The organism is Streptomyces boetiae, from assembly GCF_031845405.1.
Taxonomy (GTDB): Bacteria; Actinomycetota; Actinomycetes; order Streptomycetales; family Streptomycetaceae; genus Streptomyces; species Streptomyces boetiae.
On record NZ_JAVREN010000051.1, the window covers coordinates 17,701 to 38,481 of the forward strand.

The window sequence follows — 20,781 nt, forward strand, 5'->3', positions numbered from 1 at the left end:
CCGCCCCCGGTGTCACGGCAAACGTTTCCACGCCGGGGAAGCGGGGGCGTTAGCGCAGCGCCGCACACACCTCCCCGACGCACGGCCGGTCCGCCGGTCCCTCGGTCAAGGGCGTCGTCCCCGGGCTTCGGGGGTGACCCGGCGCGTCGCGTACAGGATGGTGGCCGGGGACATGGTGAAGGTCTCGCCGCCGGGGAAGTGGAGGCGTTTGCCGCCTCGGGGCAGGGTGGCCATGTCGGTGACGGTGAACGCCTGGCCGCCGATCAGGATGCTGTCGCCCTGCCGCACGGACCCGCAGCCCACCAGGACGGGTACGGCGATCACGCCCGGCCCCCCTCGCCGCAGTCGGGTGCGCAGGCCCGCAGCATGTGCGGCTGCCGCACGCGGTCGAAGACCGGTCCGAGCGGCTGCGTCTGTGCCGCTCCGCCCAGGTCCTTGCCGCACCGCGCGCAGTCCTCCTGCGACCACTGCCGGAGCGTGAGCCGCGCTTCGAGGTCGACGCCCGCGAGTCCGGGCGGCGGCCCGCAGACGTGGAGGTCGCCTTCGGGGTAGTGGTCGGGACAGCCGTCGCAGGCGATCAACCGCCGCGCGGGCGGGAGGGGTTCACGCGTCATGGGGGCCTCCGGCGAGGGCGGTGAGGGCGGCGCGGAGGGGGCCGGGGTCGGTGAGGTAGGTCGGGGTGGCGCCGGGCAGGATCCACCGGGGCAACGTCCGTGGCTCGGGCCGCAGCGGCGGAACGAGAACGGCCCCGTCGCCAAAGGCGATCTCCGCCCCGCGCACACTCCACTTCCGGGCGGACCCGGGTTCCACCAGCCAGGTCCAGACGCAGGCGTCCTGAATGACAGGGCCGGAGGCGGAGTTCAGCCGGGCGAGGACGTAGGGCGCCAGCCCGACGCGCACCCGTACCGCGTCGAACAGTTCCCCGCAGGCCAGCAGTTGAGGCCCCGACTCGTCGCGGGGAATCCAGGCGGGCGGGGATGCGCCCGGTCGCCTCGTCATGGTCGCCCCTCCCGAAATGCTGCGAGGACCGGACGGGGGGCGCCAGCGGGGCATCGCCGCAGGGCGGGAGGAGAGGTTTCCGCAGTGGACCGGGCACGCCGAGTAGTCATGTGAGAGATGATGGTGACGTGGGATCAGCCGAACCAGGCCACCCGGCAGCCACGTTCCGGCCACTCGGCGGCCGGAGCCGGGGGAATGCGTGAGCAGGACGCACACTGCGGGCGTGCAGGGCAACGGCGTGCTGCGGGCGGCGCGGATCGCGAAGGGCTGGCGTTCCGGGGAAGCCGCCGCGCGGGAAGTGTCGGCCGCGGGGCGGGCGGCGCTTGACGATCCGGGCTTCGAGGTGTCGCCTCGGACATGGCGGCGGTGGGAGTCGGCGCGGCCCGGGTGGCCGCGCGGCGACTACGCCATGGCCCTGCACGCGGCGTTCGGCCGGTGGCCCGAGGATCTCGGCTTCGAGCCCCCGGCCGGCTGGCAGGGCCCCGCCGGTGACCGGCTGCCGGGCGGGGACGCCCGGGCCGCCTCGTTCGACCCTCCGGAGGAGCACGATGACCATAGAGACGACGAGCAGGAGGACGACCCCATGAAGCGGCGGCTGGTGCTGAGCGGCGCGCTGGCCGCGGGGATCTTCGTCCCGGCGGGGCCCGCGCTGGCCGCCGCGCGGCGGGACATCGAGGCGGCTCTCGGTGGGCAGGCCCCAGCGGACCTGCCCTTCTGGGAGTCCACGGCCGAACGCCAGGGGCGCGGCTATCAGGGGCGGGCGCCGGCCGGGGTGCTGGCTGGGCTTCTGGCCGATCTCGCGGAGCTGAGCCCGCAGTTGAGCGGTGCGCGGGCCGGGCGGGAGCGGCTGGCCGCTGTGGCGGGAAGGCTGAGCGGGCTGACGGCGATCGTGCTGCACGACATGGGCCACGAACGCGAGAGCACGCGGTGGTTCCGGACGGCGGGCCGGGCGGCCGGGGAGAGCGGGGACGCCGGGCTGCATGCGTGGGTGCTGGCGCGGGAGGCGATGGTGCCGCTGAACTTTGGCGCCCCCGCCGTCGCCGCCTCGCTCGCGGACCGCGCACGCGCGCTCTCCGGGGGCGCGCCGTGCGCCGCCCATGCGCTGGCCTGCGCCGTGGCCGCGCGGGCGCACGCGGCGTGCGGGGACCGGGGGCGCGCTCTGGCGGCCGTGGCGGCGGCGGACCGGGCCCTCGGGCGGCTGGTCGGGGGTGAGCGCGCTGACACATGGTTCGGCTATCCCGAGCAGAAGCATCACGTGCATCTCTCCCAGGCGTTCACGCTGCTCGGCGAGACGACGAGGGCCTTTGCCGAGCAGGAGCGGGCCCTGGCCCTGACCGGGCGGCCGAGCGTCATGACCCGGGCGCTGCTCGCCCTGGACCGCGCGGCCTGCCTGGCCCGCGCGGGCGAACGCGCCGAGGCGGCCTCGGTCGCCGGGGACGCCTTCGCCGGTCTCCCGCCCGCCTACCGCGACGGCCTGACCCGCACCCGCGCGCTGACGGTGTACCGCTCGGTCCACGGGGCACCGGGGGCGGACTGCCTGCGGGAGGCGCTGGGCGGGGTCGCGCGGGGCTGACGGGGTGGTGGGAAAAAAGTGGGGTGGGGGCGATGAGTTCCCTGGGTGGGCGTGGTCTGTAAGGGTGCAAGCGTTCAGTGACCGCGCCCTTGGAGGGGACATCATGAGGAAGATCACCGCCGGACTGTTCATCTCGCTCGACGGAGTCGTGGACGCGCCGCACGAGTGGCACTTCCCTTATTTCAACGACGAGATGGGGGCGGCCGTCGGCGCGCTGACCACTGCGGCGGACACGCTGCTGCTGGGGCGCAAGACGTACGAGGGCTTCGCGGAGGCCTGGCCGGACCGGGAGGACGCGGGCGGGGAGGACGCCGTGTTCGCCAAGATGCTCGGGGACGTGCGCAAGGTCGTCGTCTCGGGCGGCGAGCCCAAGCTGACCTGGCGGAACTCCGAGCCGCTGCGCGGGGAGTTCGTGGAGGCCATCACCGCCCTGAAGGCGGAGGAGGGCGCGGACATCTCGGTCAGCGGCTCGGTGTCGGTGGTGCGCCAGCTTCTCGCGCACCGGCTGCTGGACGAGCTGCACCTGCTGGTGCACCCGATCGCCGTGCGCTCGGGCCTGCGCCTCTTCGACGAGGGCGAGGAGCGGATTCCGCTGCGGCTGCTGGAGTCGAAGACCTTCGCCACCGGCGTGCTGCACCTGGTCTACGGCCCGGAAGAGACCCCCGGCGAGGGCGGCTACGACGAGGCGAAGGCGCACCTGCCGCAGGAGGAGGCGTAAGGGCGGGGCGCGCCTCCGGGGCGCGCCCGTCTTCTTGACGGTGGACACTCAGGACTCGGCCGCATCTCGGGTACTATGGAGTTTCCCGATCGAGGCGGCGTCCCGTCGGGCGTTCCCCGGAGCCGCTCAGCGGGAGGGCCGGCCCTGCCGAACGGGGCGGCCACCCTCTGCGGTTGGAGTGGAAGTGCAGGATCAGCACGGCATAGCCCCCTCGGAGAGCGCAGCCGCACCGGCGGCCGGGGAGCCGGATCATGAGGCGATCATCGTCGGCGCGGGCTTCGGCGGCATGGGGGCCGCGATCCAGCTCGGGCGGCTGGGGCTGACCCGGCTCGCCATCCTGGAGCGGGGGGGCGACCTCGGCGGCACCTGGCACGTCAACCGCTACCCCGGGCTCGCCGTGGACATCGCCTCCTTCACCTACTCCTACTCCTTCGCGCCCAACCCGCACTGGTCCCGGATGTTCGCGCCCGGCGAGGAGCTGAAACGCTATGCCGAGCACGTCGCGGACACCTACGGACTGCGCCGGCACATGCGGTTCAACACCGTGGTGGAGAGCGCCCGCTGGGACGAGCGGGCCCGGTGGTGGGAGGTGCGGCTGCGGGGCGGCGAGACGCTGACCGGCCGGTACCTGGTGACCGCGACCGGGTTCCTCTCCCAGCCGAAGGTGCCCGACCTCCCCGGCATCGGGACGTTCGCCGGCAAGGTCGTCCACAGCACCGACTGGGACGACACCTACGACCTGACCGGCCGCCGCGCGGCCGTGATCGGCACCGGGGCCACGGCCGTTCAGCTGATCCCGGTGGTCGCCCGGCGGGTCGCGGAGCTGACCGTCTACCAGCGCACGCCGATCTGGGTCACGCCCAAGCTGGACGCCCCGATCCCGCCCGTGGTGCGGCGGCTCTTCGCCCGCCTGCCGGTCACGCAGCGCGCCGCCCGCGTCGTCAACTCGACCGTGCTGGAGGCCATCATGGTCGTCGGCGTGCTGCACTACCGGCACGCGCGGCTGGCCAACCGGGGCGCGGAGCTGCTGGCGCGCGCCCACCTGCGCCGCCAGGTCAGGGACCCGGAGCTGCGGCGCAAGCTCACCCCGCGCTACTCCTTCGGCTGCAAGCGGCCGACGTTCTCCAACACGTACTTCCCCAGCTTCACGCTCCCCCACGTGCGGCTGGAGACCTCGCCGATCGCGCGCGTCGAGCCGGACGCGATCGTCACGGAGGACGGCCGCCGCACCGAGATCGACACGCTGCTGCTGGCCACGGGGTTCGACCTGTGGGAGACCAACTTCCCCGCCCTGCGCATCACCGGCCGGGACGGGCTCGATCTGGGCGGCTGGTGGCGCGCGAACCGCTTCCAGGCGTATCAGGGCCTGACGGTGCCCGGCTTCCCCAACCTGCTCAGCCTGAACAGCCCTTACTCCTACAGCGGCCTGTCGTACTTCACCACGATCGAGGCCCAGATGCGGCACATCGGCCGCCTGTTCGGGGAGTTGCGGCGCCGGGGCTCGACGGTGTTCGAGGTGACGCGGGAGGCCAACGACGCGTTCCTGGACCGGGTCACGCGCCTGCTGGGCGACTCGGTCTTCACGCTGGGCAACTGCGCCCCGGCCCGCAGCTACTACTTCAACCAGCACGGCGAGCCGGCCCTCCTCCGCCCGACCGCCACCCTCTCCACCCTGCGCGAGGCGGGCCGTTTCCCGCTGTCGGCGTACGACTACGCCTGATCCGCGCGTCCCGGCCCGGGACGCGCGACTGCCTCCCCGGCGGGGGGCCGGAGAGGCAGGTGGCGGGCGTTCCGTGAGCGCGGGGCTCAGCGGATGTGGCGGCCCGAGATGGCGCGGGCGATGACCAGGCGCTGGATCTCGCTGGTGCCCTCGAAGATCGTGTAGATCTTGCTGTCGCGGTACATCCGCTCCACCGGGTGCTCGCGGCTGTAGCCGGCGCCGCCGAGGATCTGGATGGCCTTCTCCGTGGCGGAGACGGCGAGTTCACCGGCGCGGAGCTTGGACATGGAGCCCTCGCCCGAGGTGAACTGCTTCTCGTTGCGGGCCATCCACGCCGCGCGCCAGATCAGCAGGCGGACCGCGTCGATCTCGGTCTTGATGTCGGCCAGGGTGAAGGCTATGGCCTGGTTCTCGATGATCGGGCGGCCGAACGCCTCGCGGGTGCCGGCGTACTCCAGCGCGTACTCGTAGGCCGCGCGGGCGATGCCGAGCGCCTGGGCGCCGACGGTGGGGCGGGAGACCTCGAAGGTCGCCATGGCGGCCTGGCTCTGCGAGGACTTGCCCTCGCGGATGCGGGCCAGGCGGGCGTCGAGCTTCTCCTTGCCGCCCAGCAGGCAGGAGCCGGGCACCCGCACGTCGTCCAGGAAGACGTCGGCGGTGTGCGAGGCGCGCAGGCCCAGCTTCTTGATCTTGCGGTTGCCGACCAGGCCGGGGGTGTTCGGCGGGACGATGAACGCGGCCTGGCCGCGGGCGCCCAGCTCCGGGTCGACGGAGGCGACGACGACATGGATGTTGGCGATGCCGCCGTTGGTGATCCACGCCTTCTGGCCGCTGAGGACCCACTCGTCCTTGGCCTCGTCGTAACGGGCCCGGGTGCGCATGGCCGAGACGTCGGAGCCGGCCTGCGGCTCGGAGACGCAGAAGGCCGCGACCTTGGGGTCGGCCTCGTCGCCGAAGCACTGGGGGATCCACTCCACCAGCTGGTCCGGGGAGCCGGAGGCGAAGATGCCGGCCACGGCGAGGGAGGTGCCGAACAGGGCCATGCCGATGCCGGCGTCGCCCCAGAACAGCTCTTCGTTGGCGATCTGGAGCGAGATGCCGGTGGGGTCGCCGAACAGCTCGGCGAGCGTCTCGAAGCTGTAGAGACCGATCTTGGAAGCCTCCTGGATGATCGGCCAGGGGGTTTCCTCACGTTCGTCCCACTCGGCGGCGGCCGGGCGGACGACCTCTTCGGCGAAGCCGTGCACCCAGTCCCGGAGGTCGCTCTGCTCTTCGGTGAGGTCGAGGGAGAAGCCGCTCATGGATGAACTCAGCCCTTCGGGATGTCGAACAGGCGGGTCAGGCCGGAGGCAAGGCCGATGTCGCCGTTGATCTTCAGCTTGCGGGTCATGAACATGGTGACGGGGTTCCCGTTGCCGGAGACCAGCTTCAGGAACTCGTAGTCGTTCATGATCAGGGTGACGCGGGGGTCGCCGTCCGAACGGCCGTGGCTGACCGTACAGGTGCCGGAGTCGATCTTGGTCTCGTAGACCTCGTCGGTCGCGCCCTTGACCTCCCAGCGGATGAGCGCGCGCAGGGAGCCGGCGCTCTCGGGGCGGAACTGCGTCTCCATCCGCCCGAAGACCTCCTTCAGGACCCGGGAGCGCAGAGCCGCGTCGTCGGACAGCTCCTGGATCTCCTTCTTGGAGAACTTCTTGACCAGCCGGTTGAACTCCGCGGGGGTGACGTTCGCGAAGTCCAGGCTGGCGAGGTCAGTGGTGTCGGCCATCGGGTCCGTCCTCATCTCTGACTCGGTCGCATGACTTACTCGGAAGTAGACTTACTGAAGAGTAAGATTAGACATGGCATAGGTAGGCTGACAAGAGTGAGCGACAAACGAAGGCGCCGACTGCCCCGCGACGTGCGCGAACAGGAGATCATCGACGCCGCGCTCCAGGTCTTCTCCAAGCGGGGATACCACGCCGCGGTGGTGGATGAGATCGCCGAGCTGGCGGGCATCTCCAAGCCCATGGTGTACCTCTACCTCGGCTCCAAGGAGGGGCTGTTCGTCTCCTGCATCCGGCGCGAGGCCGACCGGATGGCCGCCACGTTCCGCGACGCCGCCCAGGCGGCCGGGGACTCGCCCGAGCAACGGCTGTACGCCGGCCTGACCGCGTTCTTCGCGTTCGTCTCCGAGCGGCGGGACAGCTGGCGCGTGCTGCACCGGCAGGCGCCCGAGCAGGGCGAGGCCATCGCCGCCGAGCTGGCCGCGGCCCGGCGGGCGGTGATGGAGGAGGTCGGGGGGCTGGTGATGCACGGCATCACAGAGGCGGGCAGCGCCACGCACCTCGACGAGCAGGACGCGGACTACGTGGCGCACGCCCTGGTCGGCGCGGCGGACGCGCTCACGGACTGGATGGAGCGCCACCCGGGCGAGTCCCCGGACCGGATGACGCAGCGCCTGATGAACATGATGTGGGTGGGGATGCGCAACGTCCTGGGCGGCGAGATCTGGCTGCCGCCCGCGGGGACCGTGGGCGTCGGCAAGAAGGCACCGGCGAAGGCCGGGCGGGCGCGCGCGGCCGTCCCCAAGACCGCCCCCTGACGCACCGCGCCGGCCACGACGAGGTGGCGGGCACGGTGCGAAGTGACGGCCGCCCGGGCCGGGTGCGGCCGTCCCCCGCTTGCGTTCTTCCGGAGGGTTCTCCGGTCAGCGGCCCTCGATCACACCCCGCAGGTGCTCGCGCTCGCCGTTCTTGCCCCGCAGGTCGAACGGCCGCACCGCGTCCGTGCCGGAGGCGCGGAAGGTCGCCTTGGCCGGCAGCAGCACCGGCGCGCGGAAGGACACCCGGGCCTCGAAGGAGTCCGGCAGGACGTCCTCCAGCGCGGCCAGGCAGCGCGCCTTGGTCCACATGCCGTGCGCGATGGCGCGCGGGAAGCCGAACAGCCGGGCGGTGACCGCGTGCAGGTGGATCGGGTTGCGGTCGCCCGAGGCCGCCGCGTACCGGCGGCCGATGTCGCCGGGGATCGTCCACTGCTCGCTGAAGTCGGCAGGGCCCGAGGGGTCCAGCTCCTTCAGCTCGCCGTCCTGGCGGACCGCGGCCGGCCCGGAGCCGGAGCCGCCGCGGCGCAGGTAGGTGCTGGAGGAACGCCAGACCACCGCGCCCGACTCGTCCTCCGCCTCCGCCAGGATGTCGAAGGTGATGCCCTTGGCGTGCGGGGAGGGCTGGGTGGGCTCGACCCGGTAGGTCAGGCGCTCCCCGGGGGCGATGGGCCGCACCTGCTCGATGCGGTTCGCCAGGTGGACCAGGCCGACGACCCGGTAGGGGAAGTCGCGCTCGGTCATCAGCGCCATCGACAGCGGGAACGCCACGATGTGCGGATACGTCGCCGGCAGCCGGTCGGAGCGCTCGAAGCCGCAGACGCGGGAGTAGCGCTCCAGGCGGTCCGGGTCGGGGGCCGCCTTGGACAGCACGATCCGGCGGCCGGGGACCGTGCCGTCCCCGCGCTTGGGAACGAGCAGCGCGCGGGCGTACAGGGTGGTGAGGGAGGGCGCGGGCATCTGCTCACGCCCCCAGCAGGGCCTGGCCGCAGACCCGGAGGACCTGGCCGGTGAGGGCGCCGGAGCCGGGCGAGGCGAAGTAGGCGACGGCCTCGGCCACGTCCACGGGCTGTCCGCCCTGGCCCAGGCTGTTCAGGCGGCGGCCGGCCTCGCGGATGAAGAGGGGAACGGCCGCGGTCATCTTCGTCTCGATGAAGCCGGGGGCGATGGCGTTGATCGTGATGCCGCGGTCCGCGAGCTCCGGCGCGAGCGCCTGGACCAGACCGATGAGGCCGGCCTTGCTGGCCGCGTAGTTGGTCTGGCCGACGTTGCCAGCGATGCCGCTGATGGACGAGGTGGCGATGATCCGGCCGCCGTCGCGCAGCTCGGGCAGCAGGGCCTGGGTGAGCCGCTCCACCGCGGTGAGGTTGACCGCGACGACCGAGTCCCACTTGTCGGGCTTCATGCGGCCCAGGGTGCGGTCCCGGGTGATGCCGGCGTTGTGCACGATGACGTCCACGCCGCCGCCGTGCTTCTCGGCCAGGTGCTCGGTGATCAGGCGGCCGGCGTCGTCGGCGGTGATGTCCAGCTCCAGGGCGCTGCTGCCGCCGAGGCGGCGGGCGACCCGGCGCAGGGGCTCGGCCGCGGAGGGCACGTCGATGCAGACCACGCGGGCGCCGTCGCGGTGCAGCACCTCGGCGACCGTCTCTCCGATGCCGCGGGCGGCGCCGGTGACGATGGCGGTCTTCCCGGCCAGCGGGCGGTCCCACTCGGCCGGGGCGTCGCTCGCCGCCAGGGACGGGGCCAGCCGCAGGACCTGCCCCGAGACGTAGGTGGAGCGGGCGGAGAGGGCGAAGCGCAGGCTGGACTCCAGCGCGTCCTCGGCGCCGGGGGCCACCAGCAGCAGGTGCGAGGTGGCGCCGTTGCGCAGCTCCTTGCCGAGCGAGCGGATGAAGCCCTCGAGGGAACGCTGGGCGGCGGCCTCGCCCGGGCCCGAGGCCAGCTCCGGCGGCGTGCCGATGACGACCACCCGGCCGTGGGGGGCCAGCGAGCGGATGCGGGGGTGGAAGAACGCGTGGAGCTGGGAGAGCTGCCCCGACTCGGTGATCCCGGTCGCGTCGAAGACCAGGCCGGAGGGCCGCTGCGCGCCCTCCTCCACCGTGACGCCCGCCGAGTCGAGAATGTCACGCACGCGCTTGGCCACGCGCGAGCCCTCGGCCTGGCCGACCTCCACGGGCCCCCGGGTCAAGGGCTGACCTGGGCGGTACCGCTTGAGCTCAACGGGCTTGGGGAGTCCGAGCCGCGAGGTGATGAAGTCGCCGGGACGACTGTTGGCGAACGTGAGGTACCTATCAGCCATTGATTTCCTCCTTACTGAAGGGTAAGTCTACTGGCAAGTTAAGTCAGTCGGTCCTGCCACCACAAGGACCACCCAGGACACATCAACAAGGAGAGAGGGAGACTGCCATGACAGCGGTCGGGCGCCGTGTGGCGATCCTCGGCGGAAATCGCATCCCCTTCGCCCGCTCCGACGGGCCCTATGCGACCGCCTCCAACCAGGACATGCTCACGGCCGCGCTGAACGGCCTGGTCGACCGGTTCGGCCTGGACGGCCGGGTGCTCGGGGAGTTCGTCGCGGGCGCGGTCCTCAAGCACAGCCGGGACTTCAACCTGGCGCGCGAGACGGTACTGGGCAGCAAGCTGGACCACCGCACCCCCGCCTACGACATCCAGCAGGCGTGCGGCACCGGCCTGGAGGCCGTCATCCTGGTCGCGAACAAGATCGCGCTGGGGCAGATCGAGGCCGGCGTCGCCGGCGGCGTGGACACCGCCAGCGACGCGCCCCTGGGCATCAACGACGACCTGCGCAAGGTGCTGCTGCGGGCCCGCCGGCAGAAGACGACCCCCGACCGCCTCAAGGCGCTCAGCCGGGTCCGGCCGCGGCACGTCGTCCCCGACATCCCGCAGAACGCCGAGCCGCGCACCGGCCTGTCGATGGGCGAGCACGCGGCCCTGACCGCCGCCGAGTGGCGGATCTCACGCGAGGCCCAGGACGAGCTGGCGGCCACCAGCCACCAGCGGGCCGCCGCGGCGTACGAGCGGGGCTTCTTCGAGGACCTGGTCACCCCCTTCCGCGGCTTGACGCGGGATCAGAACCTCCGCCCCGACTCCTCGGTGGAGAAGCTGGCGCGCCTGAAGCCGGTCTTCGGCAAGCGCGGGCCCAACCCGACGATGACGGCCGGCAACTCCACCCCGCTGACCGACGGCGCCTCCACCGTGCTGCTGGCCAGCGAGGAGTGGGCGGCCGAGCACGGCCTGCCGGTGCTGGCGTACATCACGTACTCCCGTACCGCCGCGGTGGACTACATCACCGGCCCCGACGGGCTGCTGACCGCCCCGGTGTTCGCGGTGCCGAAGCTGCTGGAGGCCGCGGGGCTGACCCTGGAGGAGGTCGACCTCTACGAGATCCACGAGGCGTTCGCCTCCCAGACCCTGGCGACCCTGGCCGCCTGGGAGGACGCGGACTTCTGCCGCCGCCGCCTGGGCCTGGAGAAGGCGCTGGGCACGGTGGACCGCGACCGGCTGAACGTCAACGGCTCCTCGCTCGCCACCGGCCACCCGTTCGCCGCGACCGGCGGCCGGATCGTGGCGACCCTGGCCAAGCTGCTGCACGAGCGCTCCCAGGGCAGCGAGGCCCCGCTGCGGGGCCTGATCTCCATCTGCGCCGCCGGTGGCCTCGGCGTCACCGCCATCCTCGAAAGCCCGCACAGCCAGCAAGGGAGCTGACATGGGTGCACGCCAGGACCTGAAGAGGGCGAAGAGCAGCGGGCATCTGGGGGCCCGCGTCAAGCCCGAGGTCGTCCGGGAGAACGGGGTGGTCCGCGAGGTGCGGATCCCCCCGCTGGTCACTCCCCCGACCAAGGGCAGCATCGCCGACGTGCCGTTCGCCAACGCCGCCCAGGAGCCGCGGGCGGTCGTCATCCGGCGCAAGGTGGGCGGACGCTACGAGCCGGTGACGGCGGCCGAGTTCGCCCGCGAGGTCACGGACGTGGCCAAGGGCCTGATCGCCTCGGGCCTGGGCCCGGGCGGCCGGGTCGCGGTGATGGCGCGCACCTGTTACGAGTGGGCCGTCCTTGACTTCGCGATCTGGGCGGCCGGCGGGCAGACCGTCCCGATCTACGCCACCTCCTCGGCCGATCAGGTGGAGTGGATCCTGCGGGACTCCTCGGCCAGCGCCATCGTCGTGGAGAACGCCGATCACGCCGCCGCCGCGGAGACCGCGATCTCCGACCTGGCCCGCGACCTTCCCCAGCCGCGGCTGTGGCAGATCGACGCCGGCGCCCTGTCCCAGCTCACCGAGCTGGGCCGGGGGGTCCCGGACAGCGAGGTCGACCAGCGGCGCGCGCTGATGACTCCGGAGACCATCGCCACCCTCGTCTACACCTCCGGCACCACCGGGCGGCCCAAGGGCTGCGTGCTCACCCACGGCAACCTGCACGCCGAGGCCGCCAACCTCGTCGAGCTGCTGAAGCCGGTGTTCGAGGAGGTCACCAAGCAGACCGCCTCGACCCTGCTGTTCCTGCCCCTGGCCCACATCCTGGGCCGGACGATCCAGATCGCGTGCCTGATGGCCCGCATCGAGATCGGGCACTGCCCCAGCATCAAGCCGGACGAACTCCGGCCCGAGCTGGCGGCGTTCCAGCCGACGTTCCTGGTGGGCGTCCCCTACTTGTTCGAGAAGATCCACGACACGGGCCGGGCGACGGCCGAGAAGATCGGCCGCGGCTCCTCCTTCGAGCGGGCCAACCGGATCGCGGTGGCCTACGGCAAGGCCTCCCTGGCCAAGTACCTCGGCACGGGCCCCGGCCCGGGCCTGGGCCTCTCGGCCGCGCGGCTGCTGTACGACCTGCTGGTCTACCGCCGCATCCGCACGGCCCTGGGCGGCAGGGTCCGCTACGCCATCAGCGGTGGGTCGCCGCTGGACAGCGAGCTGAACTACTTCTTCTTCGGCTGCGGGATCGTGATCTACGAGGGGTACGGCCTCACCGAGACGACGGCGGCGGCCACCCTCATCCCCCCGCTGGACCCGCGCCCCGGGACCGTCGGCCAGCCGGTGCCCGGCAGCGCGATCCGCATCGGGGAGGACGGCGAGGTGCTGATCAAGGGCGGCACGGTCTTCGGCTCCTACTGGAACAACCCCGCCGCCACCAAGGAGGTCCTCGACGCGGACTCCTGGTTCGCCACCGGGGACATCGGCGCGCTGGACGAGGACGGCTACCTCACCATCACGGGCCGCAAGAAGGACATCATCATCACCAACGGCGGCAAGAACGTCTCCCCCGCCGTGCTGGAGGACCGCCTCCGCAGCCGCCCGCCGGTGGGCCAGTGCATGGTGGTCGGCGACGGGCGGGCGTTCATCGGCGCCCTGGTCACCCTCGACCCCGAGGCGATGGACCACTGGCTCAGCGTCCGCAAGCGCCCCAGGGACACCCCCCTGTCGGAGCTGCGGAACGACAAGGAGCTCCAGGCCGACATCCAGCGGGCCGTCGACTACGCCAACGAGGCCGTCTCGCGGGCGGAGTCGATCCGGAAGTTCCTCATCGTGGACGGGGACTTCACCGAGGAGAACGGCCTGCTGACCCCCTCCCTCAAGGTCAAGCGCAAGGCCGTGGCCGAGACCTACGCCAAGGACATCGAGGAGCTGTACGGCGGCTGAGCGCGGCCGTTCGGCACGACGGCCCGGGTGCGGTCTCCGCGCCCGGGCCGTTTCCCTTGCGCGCTCCCTGCCGGACGGGCCCGGAGCGGCCCGGCGTCAGGAGGCGGAGCGGTCCGGGCGGGTCGCGCCCCAGCCGGCCGAGCGCTCCACGGCCTCCAGCCAGCCCGCGTACGCCGCGTCCCGCCGGCTGTCGGGCCAGCGCGGCTCGAAGCGCCGCCCCAGCGTCCAGTGCCCGGCCGTCTCCTCCAGCGAGTCCCAGAACCCGACCTGCACCCCGGCCAGCACCGCCGCCCCCAGGGCCGCGGTCTCCATCACCTGTGGCCGCTCCACGGGAACGCCCAGGATGTCGGCCTGGAACTGCAGCAGGAAGTCGCTGCGCGCCGCGCCGCCGTCCGCCCGCAGCACGTCCATCGGCACGGTCGTCCCGGCCCGCATCAGGTCCACCGCGTCCCGCGTCTGGTAGGCCATCCCCTCCAGGGCCGCCCGCGCGATGTGCCCGCGGGTGGTCCGCTCGGTGATGCCGAACATCGAGCCGCGCGCCAGCGTGTCGTAGTGCGGGGCGCCGGTGCCGACGAAGGAGGGCACGAAGTAGACCCCGCCGGTGTCCTCCACCCGCTCGGCCAGCATCGCCGCCTCCGCGCTGTCGCGCACCAGGCCCAGGCCCTCCTGGAGCCAGCGCAGCGCGGCCCCCGCCACGTCCGCCATCGCCTCAAGGCCGTAGGAGACGGCGCCGTCCACCGCCCACAGCACCGGCGAGAAGAGGCCCGGGGAGGGCGGGGTGAACTCCTGGCCGAGGTTCATCAGCAGGAACGCCCCGCTGCCGTAGGAGTTCTTCGCCATCCCGGTCCTGATGCCGCCCTGCCCCAGCAGCGCCGCCTGCTGGTCCCCCACCATCCCGGCCACCGGCACCCGCTCCCCGAAGAAGCGGTCCGGGTCGGTGGTGCCGAAGGGATCGGCCGAGGCGCGGACCTGCGGCAGCACGGCCCTGGGGATGCCCAGCCACTCCAGCAGCGGCTCGTCCCAGGCCAGCGTGTGGGCGTTCAGCAGCAGCGTCACCGAGGCGTTGGAGCAGTCGGTGGCGTGCGTCCGGCCGCCCGTGAGGTTCCACAGCAGCCAGCTGTCCACCGTGCCGTACAGCAGCCGGCCCGCGGCCAGCAGCCGCTGCACGCCCCGGTCGTTCTCGATCAGCCAGTGCAGCTTGGTGGCCGCGGAGTTGGGCAGGATGATCTGTCCGGTGCGGGCCTCCACCTCGGGGCCGCACTCGGCGCTGAGCCGGTCGCACAGCGCCTGGGTGCGCCGGTCCTGCCAGCCGATGGCCCGGCCCACCGGCTCGCCGGTTTCCCGGTCCCAGACGACGGTCGTCTCGCGCTGGTTGCTCAGCCCGATCGCCTCGATCTCGTCGGGCGGGATGCGCGCGTCCTGCAACGCCAGCCTCATGGCCCGCTGGGTCGCCGCCCAGATCTCGGCCGGGTCCTGCTCCACCCAGCCGGGGCGCGGCCGGTAGCGCGGCACGGGCGCCTGCCCGCGCGCCAGGACCCGCACGCCGCGGTCGACGATCAGCGCGGTGGTGCCCGAGGTGCTCTGATCGACTCCCAGGACATAGCGGCCCACGGCTGCACCTTTCTCGCGAGGACGCACGGAGCCTAGGTGGTCACCCGGCGTCGGGCAATGGAAAGCGTCCCGTGGCCCCAGGAGTACTCCGAAGGAGCCCCCGCGGGGGCCGCGGCGTACTCCGCCGGCGCCCCGCGCGCTCCGAAGACGCCGCCGGAGTAGGACGTTCCCGACTGTTCACCGGGCCCTTACAAGGCTGTCATAAGTGCTGCGCGTCGCGGTGCCGCGGGCCGGGCCGGTCCGCGGCACCCCACCGCCGGGACCGCGCCGGGCCCCCGGGTCCGGCACCGCCCATCCCTTTGACGAAGGACGCACTATGCGCAAGACGTACGCGAAGACGACCTCGGCGGTCCTTGCCGCCGCGCTGCTGGGCACCACCGCCGCCTGCGCCTCGGACGGCGGGTCCGGGGAGGGCGACGGCACGGTGACCGTCGGCGCCATCCTCTCCATGTCCGGCGTGTACTCGACGCTGGGCCCGCCCGCGAAGAACGCCATGCAGATGGGTCTTGAGGCGCTGAACGAGCGCGGCTTCGAGGTGGACGGCCGGCAGTACGAGATGCGCATCGAGTTCGCCGACGACCGCTCCGACGCGGCCACCAGCGGGGTCACCGCGCTGCGCGAGCTGGCGCAGGCCGAGGAGGTGCCGGTGGTCGCCTACGGCCTGGGCTCCGACACCTACGTGCCGCAGCTTGAGCGCACCCCTCTGCCGATGGTCAACATCATCGACAGCGTCTACCCCTCGATCCTGGACCTGAGCGACCACTTCTTCCGCACCCGCGGCGACTCCCCCACCTACGTGCCGGGCTGTCTGTACTACGCCCGGCAGGAGCTGGACGTGGACTCGATCTCCGTGATCACTGCCGCGGGCGAGGCGTACGGCGAGGGCCTGACGCAGCTCGTGGAGCAGTCCGCGGAGCGGGAGGGCGTCGACATCGCGGCCAGCACCGAGTTCCCGCTGGGCGCCACCGACTACAGCAACGCCATCGACCGGGCCGTCGCGGCGGACCCCGACGCGATCTATCTCTCCAGCGTCACCGCCGTGATCCTGCCGGTGCTCAAGCAACTGCGGCAGTCCGGCTGGGACGGGCCGGTCCTGCACAGCGCCGGCGTGAACCCCGAGCAGGCCGAGGCCATCCTCGGCGGCGGGTTCAACTCGATCATGGAGGACAACTACGACTGCGCCGGGACCATGCCGGCCACCTCGGACAACCCGGCCACCGTGGCCTTCGCCGAGGACTACGTCGAGCGGTACAACGAGTACCCGCAGGACCTGACGATGTGGGCCTACGACTTCCCCTTCATCGTGGCCGAGGCCATGGCGCAGGCCGGCACCACCACCGACCGCGAGGCCATCGAGGCGGCGCTGCACGAGATCGGCGTCCCCGAGGGCACGGTCAGCGGCTGGCTGCCGGGCCAGGACGGGCAGCTCTTCACCGAGCGGATGGCGCGGACCGAGTCCGAGGTCTCCACCTGGTGCTCCGAGGGCCAGACCCTGGGCAGCGTGATGCGCTTCGACGTCGAGGACGGGCAGGTCGTCGAGCCCGAGCTGGTCGAGGACCCCTGCGCATGAGTCAGGTCCTGGTCAACGGAGTCTTCCTCGGCTGCCTCTTCGCGGTCGTCGCGGTCGGGCTCACCCTGGTCTTCGGCGTGATGGAGGTCCCGAACTTCGCCCACGCCGGGGTCATCGTCCTGGCCGCCTACGCCACCTGGTGGGCGAGCGACGCGGGCGCGCCGTTCGTCCTGGCGGCCCTGTTCGGCGTGGCGTGCGGCGGCGTGGTCTCGGTGGTCACCGAGGTGCTGGCCTACCGATGGATCATCGGGAAACCGGCCGCCGCCCCGGCGGTCGCGCTGGGCCTGATGCTGGTCCTGCAGAACTCGGCACTGGGCATGTACGGCGGCGAGGGGCGTTCGCTGGACACTCCCTACGACGACGTGCTGATCGAGGTCGGCGGGGTGTCCCTGTCCGGGGTGAGGGCAGCCCTGATCGTCCTGGCGCTCGTCTCGCTGGCCGCCCTGCACCTGGTGCTCTCGCGCACCTCGCTGGGGCGGGCCATGCGGGCGGTCGCCCAGGACCGGGACGCCGCCGCGATGCTCGGCATCCCCATGCGACGGCAGTACACCCTGGCGTTCCTGGTGGCCGGGCTGCTGGGCGGAGTGGCGGCCGTGGCCTACGCCCCGACGTTCCAGATCTCGCCCTACATGGCGGACGAGGTGCTGCTGAGCGCGTTCGTCGTCGTGGTCCTCGGCGGTCTGGGCAGCGTCCCGGGCGCGGTGATCGGCGGCCTGGTGCTGGGCGTGGTGGAGAGCCTGGGCGCGGCGTACATCAGCTCCGCCTACCAGAGCGCCTTCGGATTCCTCCTCCTCGTGCTCGTCCTGGTGCTGCGGCCCGGCGGGCTCGTGGGCACCAACGCCAGAAGGGTGGCCTGACGTGACTGCCTCCGCACCACCGACCGCGGCGGCCAAGGGCCGGCCGCGGCCCGCGCCGCCGGCCGCCCGGGGGGCGGCCGGCCCCTGGGCCCGGCACGCCGGGGTCTTCGCCGGCATCGCCGCCCTGGGCGTGCTGGCGCACTGGCTGCTGACGAACCTGAAGGGCGAGCAGGGCCAGGTCGCGCTGCTCGCCGTGATGTGGACCATCGCGCTGACGGGCCTCAACCTCGTGCAGGGTCTTGGCGGTTACCCGAGCCTGGCACACGCCGCCTTCTACGGCGGCGGGGCCTACCTCTCGGCGATCCTGCTGGAGCGCGGCTGGTCGATGACGGCCGCCTCCGTGCTGGCCGTGGCGGGAACGATGCTCGGCGGGCTGGTCGTGGCGATGGTCTTCTCCCGCACCCGCGGGCAGTACTTCGCCATCGGCACGCTGTTCTTCACGGCGGTGATGACCCTGGTCTTCACCAACGCCCGCGAGTGGACCGGCGGCCCCAACGGGCGGCCCGTGGACCTGGGGTACACCCTGGACGCCACGGTCCGGCTGATGGCGATCTCGCTGGCCGTGGGCCTGGCCGTCTTCTACCTCCTCTCCCGCAGCCGGCTGGGCGCGCGCCTGCGGGCGATCCGGGAGGACGAGGACCTGGCCGAGCACGCGGGGGTGCCCACCGCGCGCGTGAAGCTGGTGGCGTTCGTCCTCTCGGCGGGCTTCGGGGCCTGGGCCGGGGTGCTGTTCGCGCAGTACAACGGCGTGATCGCGCCCTCGCAGTTCACGTTCTCCCAGAGCTTCCTGATGTTCGTGGCGCTGGGCCTGGCGGGGGCCGGGCGGCTGCTGGCGCCGGTGGTCGGCGCGGCCGTCGTCCTGAGCTTCACGCAGCTTATCGACCTGGGGCCCGGCGTGAGCCAGATCGTGCTGGGCGTGCTGTTCATCGCCGTCACCCTCGTCGTTCCCGACGGGATCCTCGGCGGGCTGGCCCGCCTGTGGCGGTACGTGCGGGCGAGGGGAGCCGCGTCATGAGCGCGCTGCTGACCGTGGACGGCCTGGTGAAGAAGTTCGGCGGCGTGGCCGCCGTCGACGGGGTGTCCTTCACCCTGGAGCCGGGCCGCATCCTGGGCCTGATCGGCCCCAACGGGTCGGGCAAGACCACGCTGCTGAGCATGCTCGCCGGCACGCTGGCGCCCACCGCGGGCACGGTGACCCTGGACGGGCGGACGGCCTCGGGCCGCGGCGCGCACCGCGCCGCGCGCGCCGGGATCGCCCGCACCTTCCAGACCACCCGCCTCTTCCCGACCTGGACGCTGCGCGAGAGCCTGAGCCTCGCCCACGGGGAACGGCGGGACTCCCGGCCGTTCTGGTCCGACGAGGAGCTGGCCGGGCTGCTGGGCCTGGGCGGGCAGCTCGACCGGCGCTGCACGGCGCTGACCAGCGCCCACCAGCGGCTGGCGATGATCGCGCTGGCCCTGGCCACCGGGCCGCGGGTGCTGCTGCTGGACGAGCCGGCCGTCGGCATGGACGGCGGCGAGGCCGAGTCCCTGGCCACGGCCGTGCGGCGGGTCGCCGGCGAACTGGACGTGGCCGTCGTGGTGGTGGACCACAACATGCGGTTCCTGATGCCGCTGGCCCACTCCGTCCTGGTGATGGCCACCGGGAAGGTCCTGGCCACCGGCACCCCCGAGGAGATCCGCTCCGACGAGGCGGTCATCGCCTCCTACCTGGGAGGAGCCTGACCGTGCTCACCGTCTCCGACCTGACCGTCGCCTTCGGCCCGACCGTGGCCGTCCGCGGGGTGAGCCTGACCGCGGAGGCCGGGACCGTCACCGGCATCCTGGGCGCCAACGGCGCCGGCAAGACGACCACCCTGCTGGGCATCCTCGGGCACGTCCCGCGCCGCGGCGGCCGGATCACCTTCGACGGCCGCGACGTCACCGCCCTGGACACCCGGGCCCTGGTCCGGGCCGGGATCGCCCTGTGCCCGGAGAACCGCCGCCTGTTCCCCAGCATGAGCATCGAGGACAACCTCCTGCTCGGCGCCTACGGGCAGCCGCGCGCCACCCGGCAGGCCCGGCTGGCGCGCACCTACGAGCGGTTCGGCTGGCTGCACGACCGCCGCGCCGAGGCCGCCGGGCGGCTGAGCGGCGGCCAGCAGCAGACCGTGGCCATCGCCCGCGCCCTGATGTCCGACCCGCGCCTGGTCCTCCTGGACGAGCCGTCCTCCGGCCTGTCGCCGGTGGCCGTCGAGGAGGTGGGCGAGGTCCTGCGTGGCATCGCCCGGGACGGAACGGCCATGGTGCTGGTGGAGCAGAACGTCCGCCTGGTCGAGCGGCTGTGCTCGACGGCCTACGTGCTGGCCCACGGCCAGGTCACCGCGAGCGGCCCGGTGGACGAACTCATCGGCGGCGACGCCGTCTCCGACGCCTACCTCGGCACCGGGGACCGGCCGGCCGCCGGGCCGCAGCCCCGCTGAACCCGGGCGGCGCCGGCCCCGGCCCGGCGCCGCCCGCCCTGACGCGCACCGAAGGAAACCCCTCATGTTCGAATTCACCAGCGAGAACGGCGTCCGGATCCACGTGCACGAGTGGCACCCGAGGATCCCGCCGCGCGGCATCGTGCAGATCGCCCACGGCATGGGCGAGCACGCGGGCCGCTACGCCCACCTCGCGGAGTACCTGAACGCCACCGGGTACATCGTGTACGCCAACGACCACCGCGGGCACGGCCTGAGCATGCACGCCGGCCCCGGCCATCTGGGCGCGGACGGCTGGAACCTGCTCGTGGCGGACCTGGTCACCGTCTCCCGCACGGCCCTGGAGCGGCACCCCGGGCTGCCGCTGATCCTGCTGGGCCACAGCATGGGCTCCTTCGCGGTGCAGCAGTACCTGCTGGAGCACGCCTCGCTGCTGGCCGGGGCCGCGCTGACCGGGACCACCGCGCCGGAGCGGCGCACGGCGGAGATCACCGAGGGCGGGGAGGACGTGGACCTGTTCAGGACGTTCAACGACACCTTCCAGCCGGTGCGCACGGAGTTCGACTGGCTCAGCCGCGACGAGCGGCACGTGGACGCCTACATCGCCGATCCGCTGTGCGGCTTCACGCTCGACGCGCGGGGAGCGGCCGACCTGGCACAGGCCGCGCGGCGGATGGCCGACCCGCGGGGCATACCCTCCGGGCTCCCGCTGTACGTGGCGGTCGGGGACCGCGACCCGCTCAACGCCCGCCTGACGCTCAGCGACCTGCTGGTGGGCCGCTACCGGGGCGCGGGCCTGACGGACGTGACCTACCGGATCTACCCGGAGGCCCGGCACGAGGTGCTCAACGAGATCAACCGCGACGAGGTGGTGGCCGACCTGACGCGGTGGATCAACCGCGTGACGGCGCAGCGCTCGGACGTTCCGGCGGCCTGAGGGGCTGAGGGCCCGGAGGGCCTGAGGGGCCAGGGGGGCCAGGGGGGAGGAGGGGAGCCGCGGGCCCCGCGGGTGAACACCCGGCCCCCCGGCGTTT

Annotated in this window: 20 protein-coding genes; 12 read left to right on the forward strand and 8 right to left on the reverse strand. The window is 72.9% G+C overall.

Translation table 11 applies throughout. The features are described 5' to 3' along the window. Nucleotides 1-105: 105 nt before the first annotated feature. Genes RM780_RS23825 through RM780_RS23835 form a run of 3 tightly spaced genes read right to left on the reverse strand, consistent with a single transcriptional unit; the run spans nucleotide 106 to nucleotide 999 of the window. Nucleotides 106-324: a hypothetical protein gene (locus RM780_RS23825; RefSeq protein ID WP_311632931.1), complete on the reverse strand. Its 219-nt coding sequence runs from the start codon at nucleotides 322-324 to the stop codon at nucleotides 106-108. Next, a complete protein-coding gene (locus RM780_RS23830) occupies nucleotides 321-614 on the reverse strand; it encodes a hypothetical protein (protein ID WP_311632932.1) in 294 nt (97 codons plus the stop codon). The genes RM780_RS23825 and RM780_RS23830 overlap by 4 nt, the downstream gene beginning before the upstream one ends. Further along, entirely contained in the window at nucleotides 604-999 is a 396-nt protein-coding gene (locus RM780_RS23835) for a hypothetical protein (RefSeq protein ID WP_311632933.1), read from the reverse strand. The genes RM780_RS23830 and RM780_RS23835 overlap by 11 nt, the downstream gene beginning before the upstream one ends. Before the next feature lie 199 nt (nucleotides 1,000-1,198). Here RM780_RS23835 and RM780_RS23840 point away from each other — a divergent pair, with 199 nt between their 5' ends. The 3 genes from RM780_RS23840 to RM780_RS23850 all read left to right on the forward strand — a co-directional run bounded on the left by RM780_RS23840 (nucleotide 1,199) and on the right by RM780_RS23850 (nucleotide 5,010). Then, nucleotides 1,199-2,572: a hypothetical protein gene (locus tag RM780_RS23840; protein WP_311632934.1), complete on the forward strand. Its 1,374-nt coding sequence runs from the start codon at nucleotides 1,199-1,201 to the stop codon at nucleotides 2,570-2,572. A gap of 103 nt (nucleotides 2,573-2,675) precedes the next feature. After that, complete coding sequence (locus tag RM780_RS23845) at nucleotides 2,676-3,290, forward strand: dihydrofolate reductase family protein (protein WP_311632935.1); 615 nt, start codon at nucleotides 2,676-2,678, stop codon at nucleotides 3,288-3,290. Nucleotides 3,291-3,474: 184 nt separating this feature from the next. Further along, on the forward strand, nucleotides 3,475-5,010 hold the full coding sequence (locus RM780_RS23850; RefSeq protein ID WP_311632936.1) for a flavin-containing monooxygenase: 1,536 nt from the start codon (nucleotides 3,475-3,477) through the stop codon (nucleotides 5,008-5,010). Nucleotides 5,011-5,096: 86 nt separating this feature from the next. Here RM780_RS23850 and RM780_RS23855 read toward each other — a convergent pair whose 3' ends face one another. Continuing rightward, on the reverse strand, nucleotides 5,097-6,311 hold the full coding sequence (locus RM780_RS23855; protein WP_311632937.1) for an acyl-CoA dehydrogenase family protein: 1,215 nt from the start codon (nucleotides 6,309-6,311) through the stop codon (nucleotides 5,097-5,099). 8 nt (nucleotides 6,312-6,319) lie between these two features. Continuing rightward, nucleotides 6,320-6,778 (reverse strand): SCP2 sterol-binding domain-containing protein, encoded by a 459-nt coding sequence (locus tag RM780_RS23860; RefSeq protein ID WP_311632938.1) that lies wholly within the window; start codon nucleotides 6,776-6,778, stop codon nucleotides 6,320-6,322. A gap of 96 nt (nucleotides 6,779-6,874) precedes the next feature. Here RM780_RS23860 and RM780_RS23865 point away from each other — a divergent pair, with 96 nt between their 5' ends. Continuing rightward, complete coding sequence (locus tag RM780_RS23865) at nucleotides 6,875-7,594, forward strand: TetR/AcrR family transcriptional regulator (protein WP_311632939.1); 720 nt, start codon at nucleotides 6,875-6,877, stop codon at nucleotides 7,592-7,594. A 105-nt stretch (nucleotides 7,595-7,699) separates the two neighbouring features. On the opposite strand, the gene RM780_RS23870 is transcribed toward RM780_RS23865, so the two are convergent. Further along, nucleotides 7,700-8,551: a MaoC/PaaZ C-terminal domain-containing protein gene (locus tag RM780_RS23870; protein ID WP_311632940.1), complete on the reverse strand. Its 852-nt coding sequence runs from the start codon at nucleotides 8,549-8,551 to the stop codon at nucleotides 7,700-7,702. Nucleotides 8,552-8,555: 4 nt separating this feature from the next. Next, nucleotides 8,556-9,890 (reverse strand): 3-oxoacyl-ACP reductase, encoded by a 1,335-nt coding sequence (locus RM780_RS23875; RefSeq protein WP_311632941.1) that lies wholly within the window; start codon nucleotides 9,888-9,890, stop codon nucleotides 8,556-8,558. A gap of 107 nt (nucleotides 9,891-9,997) precedes the next feature. Between RM780_RS23875 and RM780_RS23880 the strand changes: the two genes are divergently transcribed. Together RM780_RS23880 and RM780_RS23885 are read left to right on the forward strand one after the other, a co-directional pair. Next, entirely contained in the window at nucleotides 9,998-11,317 is a 1,320-nt protein-coding gene (locus RM780_RS23880) for an acetyl-CoA C-acetyltransferase (RefSeq protein WP_311632942.1), read from the forward strand. A gap of 1 nt (nucleotide 11,318) precedes the next feature. Beyond that, nucleotides 11,319-13,247: an AMP-dependent synthetase/ligase gene (locus tag RM780_RS23885; protein ID WP_311632944.1), complete on the forward strand. Its 1,929-nt coding sequence runs from the start codon at nucleotides 11,319-11,321 to the stop codon at nucleotides 13,245-13,247. Nucleotides 13,248-13,343: 96 nt separating this feature from the next. Here the strand turns inward: RM780_RS23885 and RM780_RS23890 are convergent, their stop codons facing one another. Next, nucleotides 13,344-14,858 carry an FGGY family carbohydrate kinase gene (locus RM780_RS23890; RefSeq protein WP_311632945.1) on the reverse strand — a complete coding sequence of 505 codons (1,515 nt, stop codon included), beginning with the start codon at nucleotides 14,856-14,858 and terminating at the stop codon, nucleotides 13,344-13,346. Between the two features lie 316 nt (nucleotides 14,859-15,174). Here RM780_RS23890 and RM780_RS23895 point away from each other — a divergent pair, with 316 nt between their 5' ends. The 6 genes from RM780_RS23895 (at nucleotide 15,175) to RM780_RS23920 (ending at nucleotide 20,684) form a co-directional block, all read left to right on the forward strand. Continuing rightward, nucleotides 15,175-16,428 (forward strand): ABC transporter substrate-binding protein, encoded by a 1,254-nt coding sequence (locus RM780_RS23895; protein ID WP_311632946.1) that lies wholly within the window; start codon nucleotides 15,175-15,177, stop codon nucleotides 16,426-16,428. After that, a complete protein-coding gene (locus RM780_RS23900; protein WP_311632948.1) occupies nucleotides 16,425-17,285 on the forward strand; it encodes a branched-chain amino acid ABC transporter permease in 861 nt (286 codons plus the stop codon). The genes RM780_RS23895 and RM780_RS23900 overlap by 4 nt, the downstream gene beginning before the upstream one ends. A 1-nt stretch (nucleotide 17,286) precedes the next feature. Continuing rightward, entirely contained in the window at nucleotides 17,287-18,300 is a 1,014-nt protein-coding gene (locus RM780_RS23905) for a branched-chain amino acid ABC transporter permease (RefSeq protein ID WP_311632949.1), read from the forward strand. After that, the gene (locus RM780_RS23910) at nucleotides 18,297-19,010 is read left to right on the forward strand and encodes an ABC transporter ATP-binding protein (RefSeq protein WP_311632950.1); all 714 of its coding nucleotides are present in this window, start codon (nucleotides 18,297-18,299) and stop codon (nucleotides 19,008-19,010) included. Before RM780_RS23905 ends, RM780_RS23910 begins: the two co-directional genes overlap by 4 nt. A 2-nt stretch (nucleotides 19,011-19,012) precedes the next feature. Next, a complete protein-coding gene (locus tag RM780_RS23915; protein ID WP_311632951.1) occupies nucleotides 19,013-19,747 on the forward strand; it encodes an ABC transporter ATP-binding protein in 735 nt (244 codons plus the stop codon). Nucleotides 19,748-19,811: 64 nt separating this feature from the next. Next, nucleotides 19,812-20,684 (forward strand): alpha/beta hydrolase, encoded by an 873-nt coding sequence (locus RM780_RS23920; protein ID WP_311632952.1) that lies wholly within the window; start codon nucleotides 19,812-19,814, stop codon nucleotides 20,682-20,684. The last annotated feature ends 97 nt before the right edge of the window (nucleotides 20,685-20,781 follow it).

What these genes read in the sequence shown, in the direction of transcription:
- RM780_RS23830 (WP_311632932.1), bottom strand. Translation starts at nt 614, where the DNA reads ATGACGCGTGAACCCCTCCCGCCCGCGCGGCGGTTGATCGCCTGCGAC.
- RM780_RS23835 (WP_311632933.1), bottom strand. Translation starts at nt 999, where the DNA reads ATGACGAGGCGACCGGGCGCATCCCCGCCCGCCTGGATTCCCCGCGAC.
- RM780_RS23845 (WP_311632935.1), top strand. Translation starts at nt 2,676, where the DNA reads ATGAGGAAGATCACCGCCGGACTGTTCATCTCGCTCGACGGAGTCGTG.
- RM780_RS23855 (WP_311632937.1), bottom strand. Translation starts at nt 6,311, where the DNA reads ATGAGCGGCTTCTCCCTCGACCTCACCGAAGAGCAGAGCGACCTCCGG.
- RM780_RS23860 (WP_311632938.1), bottom strand. Translation starts at nt 6,778, where the DNA reads ATGGCCGACACCACTGACCTCGCCAGCCTGGACTTCGCGAACGTCACC.
- RM780_RS23870 (WP_311632940.1), bottom strand. Translation starts at nt 8,551, where the DNA reads ATGCCCGCGCCCTCCCTCACCACCCTGTACGCCCGCGCGCTGCTCGTT.
- RM780_RS23875 (WP_311632941.1), bottom strand. Translation starts at nt 9,890, where the DNA reads ATGGCTGATAGGTACCTCACGTTCGCCAACAGTCGTCCCGGCGACTTC.
- RM780_RS23880 (WP_311632942.1), top strand. Translation starts at nt 9,998, where the DNA reads ATGACAGCGGTCGGGCGCCGTGTGGCGATCCTCGGCGGAAATCGCATC.
- RM780_RS23885 (WP_311632944.1), top strand. Translation starts at nt 11,319, where the DNA reads ATGGGTGCACGCCAGGACCTGAAGAGGGCGAAGAGCAGCGGGCATCTG.
- RM780_RS23895 (WP_311632946.1), top strand. Translation starts at nt 15,175, where the DNA reads ATGCGCAAGACGTACGCGAAGACGACCTCGGCGGTCCTTGCCGCCGCG.
- RM780_RS23900 (WP_311632948.1), top strand. Translation starts at nt 16,425, where the DNA reads ATGAGTCAGGTCCTGGTCAACGGAGTCTTCCTCGGCTGCCTCTTCGCG.
- RM780_RS23910 (WP_311632950.1), top strand. Translation starts at nt 18,297, where the DNA reads ATGAGCGCGCTGCTGACCGTGGACGGCCTGGTGAAGAAGTTCGGCGGC.
- RM780_RS23920 (WP_311632952.1), top strand. Translation starts at nt 19,812, where the DNA reads ATGTTCGAATTCACCAGCGAGAACGGCGTCCGGATCCACGTGCACGAG.